Annotated in this window: 13 protein-coding genes; 3 read left to right on the top strand and 10 right to left on the bottom strand. The window is 34.7% G+C overall.

Annotated features, from left to right (window positions below; translation table 11 throughout):
- The first annotated feature begins 86 nt into the window (after positions 1 to 86).
- From V7121_RS10715 to V7121_RS10705, 3 genes are all read left to right on the top strand, one after another.
- Positions 87 to 1145 (top strand): lactonase family protein, encoded by a 1059-nt coding sequence (locus tag V7121_RS10715; protein WP_335546543.1) that lies wholly within the window; start codon positions 87 to 89, stop codon positions 1143 to 1145.
- A 149-nt stretch (positions 1146 to 1294) separates the two neighbouring features.
- Positions 1295 to 1783 carry a VanZ family protein gene (locus V7121_RS10710; RefSeq protein WP_335499220.1) on the top strand — a complete coding sequence of 163 codons (489 nt, stop codon included), beginning with the start codon at positions 1295 to 1297 and terminating at the stop codon, positions 1781 to 1783.
- Between the two features lie 21 nt (positions 1784 to 1804).
- The gene (locus tag V7121_RS10705; protein ID WP_335499222.1) at positions 1805 to 2509 is read left to right on the top strand and encodes a DUF421 domain-containing protein; all 705 of its coding nucleotides are present in this window, start codon (positions 1805 to 1807) and stop codon (positions 2507 to 2509) included.
- A gap of 99 nt (positions 2510 to 2608) precedes the next feature.
- Here V7121_RS10705 and V7121_RS10700 read toward each other — a convergent pair whose 3' ends face one another.
- From V7121_RS10700 to V7121_RS10655, 10 genes are all read right to left on the bottom strand, one after another.
- Positions 2609 to 4405: an ABC transporter ATP-binding protein gene (locus V7121_RS10700; protein WP_335499224.1), complete on the bottom strand. Its 1797-nt coding sequence runs from the start codon at positions 4403 to 4405 to the stop codon at positions 2609 to 2611.
- Positions 4406 to 5596 carry a nucleotidyltransferase domain-containing protein gene (locus tag V7121_RS10695; protein ID WP_335499226.1) on the bottom strand — a complete coding sequence of 397 codons (1191 nt, stop codon included), beginning with the start codon at positions 5594 to 5596 and terminating at the stop codon, positions 4406 to 4408.
- Between the two features lie 120 nt (positions 5597 to 5716).
- Entirely contained in the window at positions 5717 to 6649 is a 933-nt protein-coding gene (locus tag V7121_RS10690; protein ID WP_335499228.1) for an aldolase, read from the bottom strand.
- An 83-nt stretch (positions 6650 to 6732) separates the two neighbouring features.
- Positions 6733 to 6888: a paeninodin family lasso peptide gene (locus tag V7121_RS10685; RefSeq protein WP_335499229.1), complete on the bottom strand. Its 156-nt coding sequence runs from the start codon at positions 6886 to 6888 to the stop codon at positions 6733 to 6735.
- 17 nt (positions 6889 to 6905) lie between these two features.
- On the bottom strand, positions 6906 to 8858 hold the full coding sequence (locus V7121_RS10680; RefSeq protein WP_335546540.1) for an asparagine synthase-related protein: 1953 nt from the start codon (positions 8856 to 8858) through the stop codon (positions 6906 to 6908).
- Between the two features lie 286 nt (positions 8859 to 9144).
- Positions 9145 to 10029 carry a glycosyltransferase family 2 protein gene (locus V7121_RS10675; protein WP_335499233.1) on the bottom strand — a complete coding sequence of 295 codons (885 nt, stop codon included), beginning with the start codon at positions 10027 to 10029 and terminating at the stop codon, positions 9145 to 9147.
- Between the two features lie 6 nt (positions 10030 to 10035).
- Entirely contained in the window at positions 10036 to 11145 is a 1110-nt protein-coding gene (locus V7121_RS10670; RefSeq protein WP_335499236.1) for a glycosyltransferase family 1 protein, read from the bottom strand.
- Between the two features lie 18 nt (positions 11146 to 11163).
- Complete coding sequence (locus V7121_RS10665; RefSeq protein ID WP_335499239.1) at positions 11164 to 12156, bottom strand: SDR family oxidoreductase; 993 nt, start codon at positions 12154 to 12156, stop codon at positions 11164 to 11166.
- 1 nt (position 12157) lies between these two features.
- Entirely contained in the window at positions 12158 to 13546 is a 1389-nt protein-coding gene (locus tag V7121_RS10660; RefSeq protein WP_335499242.1) for a nucleotide sugar dehydrogenase, read from the bottom strand.
- Positions 13521 to 14648 carry a glycosyltransferase family 4 protein gene (locus tag V7121_RS10655; protein ID WP_335499245.1) on the bottom strand — a complete coding sequence of 376 codons (1128 nt, stop codon included), beginning with the start codon at positions 14646 to 14648 and terminating at the stop codon, positions 13521 to 13523. The genes V7121_RS10660 and V7121_RS10655 overlap by 26 nt, the downstream gene beginning before the upstream one ends.
- Positions 14649 to 15141 lie beyond the last annotated feature (493 nt).

Here is a 15141-nt window from a genome sequence, read left to right as displayed (position 1 = left end):
ATTTCATTCACCATAGGTGCGATATTTGAGTAATAAATTGAAATTCTGATAAAATAAACAGACTACATTATTGAGGAGCAAAAAAAATGACAACCAATAAAAAATATCTCGGTTATATTGGAACCTACACGAAGGGTGGTAGCAAAGGAATCTATTCCTTTTCCCTTGATACGAAAGAAGCTAGAATTACGGATATAAAGGAAGCGGCACAATTAGAAAATCCTACATATGTAACTATCAGTAACGACAATCGATACCTCTACTCTGTTGCCAAAGAAGGCGATCAAGGGGGAGTTGTTTCCTTTTTGATTAACGAGGATGGGACATTAAATGAGCTTAATCGTCAAATGCTTCCGGGCTCTTCTCCATGTCACGTAAATGTGGACAGTAAAAACCACTATGCTTTCAGTGCCAATTACCATAAGGGATCTGTAGAATCCTATTTAATTAACCAGAAAGATGGCTCAGTGTTACCAGCGGCCTCCGTTATTAAACATGAAGGATCTGGTCCAGACCCAAGACAGGAGAAACCTCATACCCATTACGCAGGTGTAACCCCTGATGAGAAATATTTAGCGGTTGTAGAACTAGGAATTGATGCATTAATCACCTATGCAATTAATACTGATGGTACCCTTTCAAAAGCACATTTGCTCCCGTTAAAAGCAGGAAGCGGTCCTAGACATTTGGTATTCCATCCAAATCAGAAATTTGCGTATATCATGACCGAATTTAGTTCTGAGGTCATTGTGTTAACTTATTTTAAAGAAGATGGTCACTTTACGGAAAGACAATACATATCGACACTCCCTGCTGATTTTACGGAAAATAATCAAGGTAGTGCGATTCATCTATCATCGGATGGACGATTTGTTTACGCAGGAAATCGCGGCCATAACAGTATTGCCGTATTCAGCGTCGATCAAGAATCGGGTGAACTAATGTTTGTCGAACGAGTATCTACCAAAGGAGATTGGCCGAGGGACTTTATGTTCGACCCAACGGAGAAGTTTATGGTTGCTTCTAATCAGGAGTCCAGTAATCTTGTCTTGTATTCGCGGGATGAGAATTCTGGAAAACTTACTTTAATACAGTCAGACATTGAAGTCCCTTATCCGGTATGTATCAAGTTCCTACATGTTTAGTCTAAAATTGAGCTGATTGGAGCCGTTCCAATCAGCTTTTATTTCAAAACACTACACTGTTTTAATTCGACAACTATAATTGACATATTTCTTGTCAATTATTTTTTATAATTTTAATAAGAAATACTAGTGAGTTAGGAGCAAGGATATTGGATTACCAACCGATTCAAGGTAGTAGTATACATAAGAGAAAAACAAAGAAACGATTTCTTTTTATAAAAGTTATAATGATTATTTTATGGGGACTATTTTTGTTAGTAAATACGTGGACTGAAAGTATTGAGCGGCTAATATATTTACATTCATTTAGTTTAAAATGGGTATCAAATCCAAACTTTATGTCATTTTTTAATTTTCATGATATAACTTTGATTCACTCAGAATTTATTAAAATTAAGTTAGGACATTTTATCGGTTTTGCGATAATGGATTATCTCCTCTTTAATCTTTTAAGAAATCATAAATATTCTATCGGCCTATCCACTATTTTTGCATTTTTAACAGAATTCCTACAATTATTTTTCGATAGGGATGGTAGGTTTTATGATTTAGTTATTGATTCACTCGGTATTATATCCGTTTTTTTTATATTAAAAGAGCGAAATTTGGACGATACTAAGAAGGAATTTTTTAGGTAAGGATGTGACTATTTGCCTTCAATGGATTTTTTCCAAGGTCAAGAAACACTTAATTCGCTAGAATGGATATTAAGAGCTGTAATTGGATTCTTCTTTTTGCTGATTGTTGCAAAACTAATGGGACAGCGAGCCATTTCTCAATTAAGATTACTTGATTTTGTTATGGCTTTAGTTGTTGGTAATATTATTGCCCATCCATTATCAGATGAACGCCTTGGATTGAAAGGCTCGATGATTACAACAATTGTATTGGTGGTTTTGTATACGGGTGGATTATTGATTAGTTTAAAATCTAACCGCACAGGAAAGTTTCTGGACCCGGCACCGTTCCCCCTTATAAAAGAGGGAGAAATTCTTTTTAAAGGCTTAAAGAAAGCCAGAATCTCGATTGAATATTTATTAGCAGAGTTAAGAAAAGAAAGAATCGACGATGTAAAAAAAGTAGCGTTAGCATTATGGGAATCTGATGGGAAAATTTCAACTTTTTTGGACCCAAAATATGAGGCATTAACACCTTCAAGCTATCCAATGAAAATAGAGCCCTTTGACCTTCCAAAAACAATTATTAAAGAAGGCAAGATTGACATTTCTGCATTGGAAGAAATAAACGTGGAAGAAGAATGGATAGTTAACAGGCTTCAGACTTTTCATCAGGTAGATGTAAGCAAGGTTTTGCTTTGCACTATTGATAAGAAAAAAAATGTAACGGTATTTTTATATAAATGAATTTTTACAGTTCATTATAATTTAAGTAATAGATTAAACTAAAACATCATCTCAGACAGGTGGTCCAAAATGAAAACACTCACATTAAAGTGGGTGTTTTCATAGTGTAGCTTCCATTTGATTTCTTAGTAACTTATTAAACATACTTCTTTTTTCCTTTGCCAGTTGGAGAAATTCTCCCTTTTGAATAATTTCACCTTGCTCTAACACAATAACCTGATCCGCATTTCTTATCGTAGATAACCGGTGAGCAATGACAATAATAGTCATTCTACCTTTTAATCTCTCTAATGCTTTCTGTATTTTGGCCTCATTCTCTGCATCCAAAGAACTTGTTGCCTCATCCAAAACAAGAATTGATGGATTCCGGAGTATAGCTCTTGCTAATACAAGGCGCTGACGTTCACCCCCAGAAAGTCTAATCCCTCGGTCACCTATCAAAGTATCCAAGCCATTAGGCAGCTTCTTTACAAATTCTGCCGCAGAGGAGAATTCTAATGCTTCCCAAATTTGCTCTTCATTCGCATTGGGCTCCACAATTAATAGATTTTCTCTAATACTTTCATTAAATAAAAATGGATCCTGCGGCACATAACTAATCGCCTGTCTCAGGGATAGAAGATTGACACTTGAAAGTGGTGCCCCATCCAATAACACTTGCCCTGTCTCCGGTTTATTCAGACCCATTAATAAATCTATTAAAGTACTTTTCCCAGCACCAGACCGTCCAACAACAGCTGTCATTTGATTGGATGAGATGTAAAGATTAATATCTTGAAGCGCATAGTTCGATAAGTTTTTATTGTAACGGAAGAATATATCTTTACATTCAATTCCATTTCTAATTTGTAGAGGTTTTATATCTTGAGCTTCCTCTTTACGAAACTCTCTGGCAAGTATACATTCATTTTGTAAATCAATCACAGCTTTATACGATGGAATCCTCATAGCTATTTGCTCCATAGAGGCTTGAATACCAGCCACTCTAGGCCAGAGTCTTGAGAAAATTACAATTATTAATAATAATTGGCCGCCCTGGGCATGAAACATGTTCATAGCAATAAATAAAAAGATTGCAATTAGCACAGCCGAAGCTGTCTTATAGAATAGTTGTGATTTAGTATTTAATTTCGCATATTCGACTTGTTCATTTTGCATATTTTGTGTCACCGTCCGGAACCAATTCATTCGTGACTCCTCTAGCGTATTGCTCTTAATATCTTTTATCCCATTTATTTGATCGGTTATTCCTGCAAGATAACTTTTACCAGACACATAATTTTTGTTTCCTAATGCCATTGACCTTTTAAGATATTTACGAGAAAAAATGATAAGTACTAAACCACTAATTATGACAAAGATTGTTATATTAGCCGAAAGCCAAAAGGCCAATCCAATTTGAATGAAAGTAAAAATAAGTGAGGCGATAAACTGCAGGAAGGAGTTGGTTCCAGCACTTGCAGTAGCAATTTCCGAAGTTAATAAATTAATAATGTCTGATTTTCTTTTTTTAATAAAAAAGTCCCACTTTGCATGAAGCAAGGCGTCGTATGTTTCAATCCGCAGATGGCGAAAAAAACCATGCTGTATGATAGTGTTCCTAATAGTTATTTGGCGTTGCAATATATTTTGAACAATAACCAGTACGACATATATCCCTAAAATAATAGGCATCCCTAAGGAATTAGGAATATGTTTAAGGGCTTCAAAAACCCCAGATAACGGTGTTCCGTTAGTTTCTACACTTACAATATTGCTCATGCTTATCATTGGAATTAAAAATAAAAATCCTATTCCCTCAAGTAAACTCATAATCGTCATACCAAGGAGATTAATATAAAGTATTTTCCCTGAAAATAAGTGTAATTTCTTTACAAAATAAAAGATCTCCTTCACTTAGGTTGCCCTCCTTCGTAAAACTTGCTTTTTTAGTTTTTTCCAAGTCCACAAAAAAGGACGTAGCGGAAAATAGAGAAAGTGAAACTCTTTAGGTAAGGGGAACAACTCTGCATCTTCAGGATATGGATACAGAAAACTTAGAAGGAATAAAACCTTTTGCTTACCGGACATTAATGAAAATAAATGATGCTTATGATAGGCTGCTACATCGACAGGGACAGGAAATGTATGCAAATTAACCATTCTTTCAAAATAAAATAATGCTTCTTGCGCTAATTGATTCGACCGATTTTTAATTATTAATGGTTTACTATCTTTTGGGAACTTGGAATTTAAAAGTTGTGAAGCTAGAATAAGCGCTTGCCCCCCTATATGTAAGTACTGATATTTCTTCAATGTTTTAACTAGCTTTCCCCAATCAATATCCTGTTTTAGGATTTCATTAATATCGATCAGCCAGCGAAGGCGTGACCAACCATGCCGTGCGCCATGTGTCACCAGAAAATAGAATAAATCCTCCCTTCCTAAATAGTAGACAGGGTAACTAGAAAGAGCACTTATTCTTTTACGTTCCCATAATTCATCAAAATGAGGTTCTTTCCCTGGACCTGGGTTTAATCGCCAATGAATTTCAATCTTAATTTGCTTCATTGAATGATAATAGGTTACATGATGGTGTCTCCATTTCCAATCTCCCAGGATTGTATGAATATAATCATCTTTAATATAGCCTTGATTTAGTAGAAGCCGTTCTGCTTTTTCTAAATCCTGGATAGGAACAAGGACATCTAAGTCTCCACATGTTCGAAGAGAAAGTTCACCATAAAGGTCTGTTGCAAGCACAGGTCCCTTTAAATTAAGGAGTCGTATCTTATCGTCTGAAAACAATTGACTGATTTTCCCCATTTCTGCACTCAATTGAAGCATATGGAATGTATTCCGTTTATAAAGTTGTCCTAATGAATTTATTACATTATCAGGAATCCCTTTATTATCTATCAATTTTAATTTTGGATAGATTAATGGATATATTCGATGATGCATGGATAGCTCATAAAATAGATTCCAATCTATTTCTGTTTCCACATTTATACTGCTCAAGCTATCATAATCTGCTTTTATGATTTCAAGTAATAGTCTTAATTCCTTCGGTAAACCGGTGAAATCAAGATAAAAATTTTTATTCATAGTCTTCTCCTAAAATCATTTTTTTGAATTTCCTTCTAATTTCCTAACTACGAAAAATCATCTATTTAGGACAGGTAAGTCATCACCAAGCGTAATAAAATTACCACTTTAAGTGAGTAGTTATGAGATATCTACTCTTTGTAATTTTTTTAATATTAATCCTGGTAAATCATGTGCTGTAAATTGGGAAGCTGGCCGCACAATTTGAAAAAAGTCTATTTTTTTTACTACCTGAGCCGAAGTGTTAAAGTGCCAATCCATTAATTCTGAAGGGGCAATCACAAAATTGCGATAGGTATGGTAAAACAAGGTGTGGAGTCGTTCAAGTCCTTTTACCTCACGAATTTCAATTTCCTCATCGGTTGTTTTTACAAGTTCAAAAATTCCTCCCAAGGGAATTGGCTCTCTAGAAAATTGTGAATGGACTGGTATGGCATACTTAGTTTCTCGTTCAAATAATGGTTGAAATTGATGATTTTCTAACCCGAACTCATTTAAACTTTCTTGCCAAAGCTTCTGTTGTGGATAGGATGGGGTTACAAAGGGTCGACCATCTTCAGAAAACGAAATAGCAATAATATCATCAGTTAGAATTCGAGACCCATTATTTAAGAATGCTGAAGCAAGCGTAGATTTTCCAGCACCTGAATTACCAATAAAAGCATAAGCACTTCCATCAATTTCTACTGCACTTCCATGTAACGGTAGGATCTTTCTTTGTTGTAAAATGATGCCCATACATGTACCTAAAATAAATAACCGAATCTCCCCTTCCATTGAACCAGTGAATGGTGAAACAATAATTTTGTTCCCATCCTGTATGGAAAAGATAGCGATATTAGGAACCTGAAACATAACTAAATTTTTCTTTACCATAAAATCTCCATGAGTGTTTGCACACTCAGACCAAACTTTAGTTAAATCTTTAATTATTATTCTTATATCTACCCTTTCTACCAGACTTTGAATTTGAATCAACTCTGGTAGAGTAATCTCACTGACAACATTTAGTCCGAAAACCTTATAATTAACCTTTGCAAAAGTTTTTATCATACTTCCCCCATAAAACTTTAATAAATTTTAAAAAACCCTTATACAATATTGATAGTATAAGGGCATGCATTAAGGTGTAGTTTCTATGAACACTTATTAGACATGTTTGATCTTCCATCATGCGTTTCAAAATCCTGATTATTGGTACAATAGCTATCAGCAGTCGCATTTCCAGGTCCACCCATTGTCATACTTACATCAAGTACTTCTAACATTGGTTTGCTCCATTCTTTCTTCATCAAAAATTCACCTCCCTTCAGTTAAAGTTTTTAATAAAACGATACATAACTAAACTACGAGTTAAAATTCTAAAGTTATCATCGAATATAATCTCAGGAGGAGGGGATTCCCCGATACTTGATATGGCGTTTTTTATCACTTTAATATTTAACAGTTCAGCCACTCTAGTATCCTTAATAAGTTGGTTTATTTCTTCAATAAACGTAGTCCAATTTGAATTCATTCTATGGATGACATCAGCTCCTTGTATACCACGGCTATGCTGATTCAATCTTACTTTATCTGGAAGGTATTTCTTTGTTGCTCGGCGGATTAGTGACCGTTCCAATCCGCTATTCACATATTGTTCATCTGGTATGGCTAAACAAAAACGAATCACTCTTAAGTCGTTTGTTGGGTCACGATCCCATAAAGCATATCTCAAAGATAATTTCGTATTTGCAGTACCAGTTTTATTCCAAGTATATAAATTTTCAAAGTGCTTCCTTCTAGCCTCATTTGGTTTTTCATAACTATTACCTGTAATATCTACACCAAATTCCTTTAGCTTTTCCAAAACATTTGTTTTACTTTCTAGTTCCGGGTTTACCAGCATTGGAAACATATAATCACTTTGATCGTCCTTTATTAACCTATTAGTAGCAATGGGAAATGCCTTTTTGGTCACAATAGGAAGAACCCGTGATTTTCCCGTTTTGAAATTTTTACAATACAAACCCAAATCATGATAAAGCTGGACCCATTTTAACTTTCTTAATAAAGTAGCATAGTAGTCAACCGTTAATGTTCGAGATCCCCAAGATATAGAATAGTTTCCTCTTGCACCATTTAATAGAATTTTAATTCCTTGTTGGTGCGCTTTTTCATTTATCCCCTTCAACCAAAAAGAATTATCAAAAAATTTATAAGGCATTTCCATAATGGAGAGGAAATCATCAACTTCTGTTAATGGACTCTGCCCTGGAAAATCCAAATACTGGTCATTAATATTCCCGACATAATCCACCGTTTCTTTAATAAATGGTCTCTCATCAGGAATAAAATAATACGGCGTCCAATCGATAAAACTCTCTTCCGGTATATAGCTAAAGGTATGTAATTGTTTCTCTTCTTTTTGGAGTGCATTTGCTGCAAAACTAACAACGGAGCCAGAATCTAAACCTCCACTTAACTGCGCACCAACCTTACCGTATGTTCGAATCCTTGATGTTACAGCCTTTTGGAAAACATCTTGAAACGCCTCTTCGTATTCACCATTGGATTTAAGTTTTAATTTCTCATTAAAGTTTATCGTGCTATACCTTAAAAGAGTTACTTTATCATTTGCAACGGTAATACTATGTGAGGGTGGAAGTTGATAAATTGACTTATAAGCTGTCGATTTAGTGTCAACTGCCTCAACCATTCCTGGGATTGCAAGGAATTCAGCTAACCACTCTTCATTAAGAGTTTTTACAATATACGGTAATTGGAATAGTGGTTCGATTGTCGTTGAAAAAGCAAACCGACTTTGGTCATGGTAAAAATAAAGTGTCCTCGCTCCCGAAAAGTCCCTCGCCCCAAAAAGTTTCTTATTTTTCTCATCCCATATCATAAAGGAAAAATCACCGATTAAATGCTTGGGAACCTTTTCTCCCCATTTATAGTATGCAAGTAAAATTAATTGACTATCTGGAATGGTTTTCCTTTCTTTCTTCCCCACCTGTAACCTATCAAACAATTCATCTCTATTATCGATTATCGCATCTGCAGTAATAGCAAGCCTTTTTTCGTAATCATAATATGGTAATCGTTCACCGATTGATTCTGGAGTAATCCATTGAGCGTGGCAGCCAAGAAAAATATTATTATGGTTCCATGTTTGAACATGGTCCGCAGGATATTGTTGGAAGGCTTGTATTAAGTTATTGGTTAGAACAGGAGTTAATGGTTCCTCATTATAGTGATAAATTCCAGTTATTGCGCTCATCTTTCCCACCTACGATCCATTTTTCTAAATTTTTAAACCTCACCAAGAAATATTCACTATAAAGAACAAAGGAACAAAAAAATATTACTCTCGTTAATCAATACTCTGGAATAAACGAAAATAATTAATTAATCTCTATTTAACATCTTTGGGGTTCTCTAAAAAGAACGATACATAAGTAAAATTTACCATCAAGTCATGGTATTGTCAAAGAGTTTTTTATTTAACATCCAAATATGTGCAAGATTGAAGCGCTACCTCCATAAAAAGAATAGTCGCTGTATATTTACTTTTCTACTACTTTAGCTGTAATATATTTATTTAGTGCGATACCAAATGGTACAGCAATAAGTGTAAGTAGCTTTTGAGGTGAATGCTTTAATACACCTTTTTTTTCAGCAAAAATGCTAGAGGACACATAATGTATTGCCTGTTTAAATTTGAATAATAACGAAGTGTTTGGTAACTTCATCATTTCCATTCGATAAAATCTAAAACCCTTTGGACTAACTACATATTGTTTTAATATGTTCATTGATGATCCATCTGGCAGATACTCCACACAACAAAGCGCTTCATTCATTAGTAGCATTTCATATTCTTGATCCAGCATGAAATATTTATAGGAAAGAGGAACTAATTTTTCATTTTGATATATTGGGTAAGGAAATTTCTTTGTCAGTTTCGTGCGATAGACTAGCTTTTTATCTCCTTTAACTCCGTATTTATTATACAGGTTAAATAGTGTCGAGGTTTTAATATCCTTTGGCAGCTCCGTCCCTAATATTTCCCCTCTATTATTGCAATCAAGGCCAATAATCCCAGCTATATCCTCATTACCATTTTCAACCCAAAATGACACTATCTTTTCCACAGCGTCATAGGGCATATAATCATCGCTATCTATACAAACATTTAATTCTGTATCAATCATGTTATACGCAGTATTATGAGCTCCATGCATTCCGAGGTTTTCCTGTCGATAGTATCGAATTGAAATAGCATTCTCATCTATCCAATTTCTAACTAAATCCTCCGTATTATCTGAAGATCCGTCGTCAATAATTAACCAAATAAATTCCTTATTTGATTGTCTTTTAAGGCTGTTATAACATTTGTGAAGTGTATATGCCCTATTATAGGTCGGGGTAAATATAGTTAATATCGCCAACAACTATCACCTCGAATTTAAAATATAAAAATCTTGAAGCCATTCTGCTGTATTTTTTATATCATATCCCCGATCTCTTAGCTTTTTGAGCTTTGAGGTATGACGATCTACTATTTCCCCGTTAAATTTCTCTAGTTCGGTAACCCATAAATCTCTACTTGTTAGGTTAAAAAATTTTATTAAATCTAAGCCTAAGTCAACCTCACGCGTAATCTCATCCGAAATGAAACACGGTATTCCTGCTGCTTGTGCCTCAATGAGTGTTACCGGGAGACCTTCATGTAGAGAAGGAAATAAAAATAAATCGAAAGCTTGAAGTAAATGATTTATATCGCTTCTAACACCAAGGAACTTAACTTTTTCTTGTATATTTAATTCATTTACTCTTTCTTCAATATCTTTCCGTAATACGCCGTCACCACATAATAATAAAATAGAGTTGGGTCTTCTTTTAACAAGGTCAGCAAAAACTTCAATTAAGAACTTATGATTCTTTTGCTTTGTAAATCTTCCAACATGACCCAAAACTAGTTGGTCGCTAATCTCTAATTCCTGCCTTTTCATCATTCTGATGTCAGGAGAGTAACTAAACATTTCTGGTTCTATTCCATTATTAAGTAATTTGGCATCATTTGATTTACTGCCAAATAACCATTTTGCTGCAGCTTGGGAACAGGCAAAAGTATAATTAGAATTAGAAGGAATAAATAATCCTGAATACCATTTATACCCCTTTGCCAGCATCCCACCTTCTCCACCAGTATTATGACTATGAGAAATACAATATCGAATCCCATATTTCTTTGCGGCTCGAACTACAAATCCACTCATTCTATTTAAATGAGAATGTACAATTTTATAGCCATTATGATTAGAGAAAAAATTATTTAGAGCTTTTATGTAACCAAAATGTCCCACTTCATTAATATAGGGAATTCGATGTATGGTCCCCCCGAGTTCTTTAATTTCTTGATCAAAAACTCCTTCTTTACACGTTAGAAAATCGAATTGAACCTTGGATCGATTAATATTCCGATATAGATTCATGATTAGTGTCTCAGCACCGCCTCTGTTCATATTTACTACTACGTGTAAAACTCTAATAGGTTTACTCATTTCCTACCTCCTGGAAACTTACACCGGCTTTAAATAACCCAAATTCTCTTTATACCATTCTATTGCAGCCTCAATCCCTCGCTTGAAGCTCCATTCTGGTTCATATCCCAGCATCTCTTTAGCTTTAGTGATATCAGCATTACTATGCTTAATATCTCCTACTCTAGCAGGTCCAAATATGGGTTGAATATCTTTTCCTAAAGCATTCAACAAGTGAGTATAAATATCTATCAAAAACTCTCTTCCACCATAGGCAATATTAAAAGCCTGCCCTGCCACCTCACTCCCTGCCTTACATGCCTTCAAATTAGCCTCGATTACATTTTCAATATAAGTAAAATCTCTACTCTGCTTACCATCACCATTAATAGTTGGCTGTTCATTATTAAGTAATTCTTTAATGAATTTTGGAATGACTGCCGCATATGCCCCATTAGGATCTTGCCTTCTGCCAAATACATTGAAGTAACGTAAACCATAGGTATCTAAACCATATAACTTGGTATAAAGTTTCCCATATTCCTCATCAACCTTTTTAGTAAGAGCGTATGGGGATAACAAATTCCCCTCTATTCCCTCCTTCTTTGGAAGATTTGGCTCATCCCCGTAAACGGAAGAACTTGAGGCATAAACAAACTTCTTCACTCCATTTTGTCTAGCTGCCTCCATCATATTTACAGTACCTTTAATATTAATTTCTTCGTATAGTAAAGGCATCTTAATACTCCTTGGGACACTCCCCCATGCAGCTTGATGAAGAACATAATCCATCCCATCGCAAGCTTTCAAACATGTTTCAAGCTCACAAATATCTCCTTCCATAAACTCATAGTTAGGATTATTAATAAACTGTTTCACATTTTCTTTCTTGCCAGTTGAGAAGTTATCAAGTCCTCTAACTTGATACCCTAAATCCAAAATTGCTTCCACTAAATTAGATCCAATAAATCCCGCTGATCCTGTGACTAAAAAATTTGACCCCTCTGGGAATTTTATCTGTTCATAACCCACTTTATAGCCTCCAATATAAAAAGCCTGCATTTTCTGCTTCTGTTCGATTAAATACTCCTTTGATGTCGATTAATACTCGATTGTTCCTATCATCATTTGTATTAAACTCAGATGATGCAGCTACTTCATTCATCGCTTCAGAGGGGATATACATATATCCTGATGTTCTAAACATCTTTTTTACATCTTCTAAACTAATAGCTTTAAACTCATCATGTGGAACGGCAAAGATAACTGCGTCCATCTCTTTAATCTCTTGAACTTCACATGGATTAATTCGATATTCATGCCATAAATCATCTCTATCTGCTAGAGGATCAACCACTTTTACTTCTACTCCGTACTCCTCTAGTTCTTTGATAACATCGACTACCTTTGTATTGCGAACATCCGGACAATTCTCTTTGAAGGTGACACCAAAGATCGCTACTCTCGATCCATTTATTTGTTTATTGGCCTTTATCATGTTCTTTACGGTACTTTCAGCCACGTACTTACCCATGTCATCATTTATTTTCCTTCCAGAAAGGATAATCTGAGAATAGTAGCCCATTTGTTCCGCTTTGTATGTGAGATAATACGGATCCACACCGATACAGTGGCCACCTACAAGCCCAGGAGAGAAATTAAGAAAGTTCCATTTCGTTCCGGCTGCTTTAAGAACTGCTTTTGTATCAATGCCCATCTTATTAAAAATAATCGAAAGTTCATTCATAAATGCAATATTAATATCACGTTGAGAATTTTCGATTACCTTTGCAGCTTCAGCCACTTTAATGCTTTCTGCTTTATAAACTCCAACATCAACAACTAATTCGTACACTTTTGCAATGATATCGAGTGTCTCTTTATCCATACCAGAAACAACTTTTATGATTGTTTCTAACCTATGTTCTTGGTCACCTGGATTAATTCTTTCTGGAGAATAGCCAACTTTAAAATCTAACCCACACTTTAAACCAGATTCTTTTTCCAAAATAGGAACACAAATATCCTCTGTTACACCGGGAAAAACAGTAGATTCAAAAACTACAATCGAGCCCTTGGTCAAATTTCTACCAAGTGTACGACTTGCTGATTCGATTGGTGTTAAGTCTGGTGTTCGTTCCTCTTTTACAGGCGTAGGGACAGCGACAATATGAAATTTCGCCTCTCTTAGCCTTTTTTCATCTGAAGTGAACTCAACCATTGTATTTTTGATAACTTCATTACCAACCTCTTTAGTAGGGTCGATACCATTTTTATAGAGATCAATCTTTTCATCATTCATATCGAAACCAATAACATCAACCTTCTTAGCAAAAGAAACAGCAATAGGCATACCCACATAACCAAGACCGATTAATGATACTTTTTCTTCTCTGTTAACAATTTTCTCGTATAAATTCATATTCATTTCTCCCTACCAAATTGTTAATTTCTTCAAGGTATGCATTAATGACAATTCTCCGATCATATTCTTTTTCCATTTTTTTGCGTCCTGCAATTCCCATTGCTTTCTTTTGGCTATAAGGTAGATTAATAAATTTAATAATTGCCTCAACTAAACTATCAACATTCCTAACCTCAAAACCAAGACCACTTACATCTTCATCAAAAGTTTCTATACAGCCTGGCACTCTTGAAGCCAAAACTGGTCGTCCCGATGAGGCAGATTCAAGCAGTACATTAGCTGTACCCTCATGATAGGAAGGAAGTATGGTTGCGTGGGAATTCTTAATAAATGAATGGACATCATTCTGTTGGCTGTGATAATTTATAATTCCTGATTTATTTAATTCAGCTAGTTGTTGATAATAATCCTCTTCACAGCCGCCAATTAAATCAAATTGTGTATTAAAGTATTTTTCTTTTACAATTTTTGCAGCCTTTAGAAGTTCCTCAATCCCCTTATCTTTCATCATCCGGCCAATAAAGAGGAAGTTGTTACTTTCATTTTCCGAGGGATATTCTTCAAGAGGATGGTGGTTTAAATTCACTCCGGAGCCTGGAACAACTCTAGCCTTACTATTTACCATATTTTTTTCACAGAAGAACTTTAGATTCGTTTCATTTTGGAAAAATATACAGGATGCTTTTTTTAATCCTGCCTTATAAAGCCTAAGCGTGATTTTCTGTATGATACCCTTATTTTCAATTGATGTACCTAGCCCTGTAATATTTGTGATATAGGGGGTTTTCGTGATTCTACATGCAAGGCCACCATAAACATTTGGTTTAATCGTGTAGGTTAATACAACGTCTGGTTTAATTCGCGTCAATATCTTTATGTAATTCAGCAAAAGCTTTAAATCTTTTATTGGATTGGTCCCACGTCTATCCAAATGAGTTTCTACGAATTTGCTCCCCAAATTTTTTAGTTTTGGTACATATTCATCATCATTCGGTAACGAAATATAAACTTCATTATTATGTTTTATTAGTTCTTTTAATAATTCTTTTCTGAAGTTGTATAAGCCCATCCCAAAGTTTGCTAATACAAGGATTTTCATCTACGAAACTCTCCTTACTTGAATCCAACATTGTATCCAGTTTAAGATTTATCCCCAAAATAGCTCCTTTACAACGTTCACTAAAGAGAACGAATTAATCAAAAAGAAACGAGAGGATTTATATTTAATCTATAATCCCTCTCTAGCTTATATTTATTGATGAATCAAATAATAAACCACCTAAATATCCTTTATAACGAACATAATGATAATATCATCATAATATCTCAAGGAAATGAAGTCAACACTAATTTTTGAAAGAACTGTTAATATTTTGAGCAGTATCACTTCTTAATAATTTTTTTCCAAAACCTAATAAAATTCCATCGATCATAAATATGGATAATAGTTTTACTTGCACCTTTAATCCTCTAGTGGAAACTGGTAAACCGTCTTGACATATATTTTAAAAAGGTCAATTTGTAATTATAGGTTGAATCAAACCATCAAATTGCTGTAAGTACACATTTTACTTGACGAACACACCTACTCA

Source organism: Neobacillus drentensis, from assembly GCF_036962125.1.
Taxonomy (GTDB): domain Bacteria; phylum Bacillota; class Bacilli; order Bacillales; family Cytobacillaceae; genus Neobacillus; species Neobacillus drentensis_B.
This window is presented reverse-complemented; position numbering and strand designations above follow the sequence as displayed.